The organism is Neobacillus paridis (assembly GCF_016765675.1).
GTDB lineage: Bacteria > Bacillota > Bacilli > Bacillales > Cytobacillaceae > Neobacillus > Neobacillus paridis.
Genome location: NZ_JAESWB010000400.1, coordinates 1 through 532, shown reverse-complemented (window position 1 = coordinate 532; position 532 = coordinate 1). Strand labels below are relative to the sequence as shown.

1 protein-coding gene is annotated in these 532 nt (G+C 59.0%); it reads right to left on the bottom strand.

Going from position 1 to position 532, the window contains the following annotated elements:
- Positions 1-510, bottom strand: a 510-nt coding sequence (locus tag JK635_RS23645) for an NAD-dependent epimerase/dehydratase family protein (RefSeq protein WP_368857115.1), incomplete at its 3' end; no start/stop codon positions are given.
- Positions 511-532 lie beyond the last annotated feature (22 nt).

The window sequence follows — 532 nt, the reverse complement described above, 5'->3', positions numbered from 1 at the left end:
CGTGGTCGGCCAATCTTGCTCTGCGTGCATCAGGTGCCCTAGGCGATCCTGCAAGGCGTCATAGCCGATCGCGTCGACTTCACCAATGAGGAACGTCGACACAGGCGGCAGCGTGCTACGAACATCAATGCAGCGCACGAACGCGTCCAGCATGTCGTCCCTGTGCAGCATGGCCTGGCCGGTGTTCGTGTCGCCCGGATAGAAGTAGCTGTCGAATCTTTTCTCGTAGACACAGGCGAACTGCTGCGCCAATGTGGGGACCATCGATCTGCGGTCGTAGACGCCAGCGAGTCGCAACATTACGACTGGAACTTGTCCGCGTTCGCGCAGGATGGCGTCTTCCGCTGCGGCTTTGGAACGCGGGTAGGTCCATCTGGGTGAAATAGGTTGAGATTCATCGATGCGTTCGCCTGGCCGGCATGGCGCATGGACAAGCATCGTGCTGGCGTAGATGAACTGTTCAACGTCAAATCCTTGGAGCGCTCGCATTAGCGAGGCGCTACCTTCCACATTGACGGCCCGGTACAGTGGG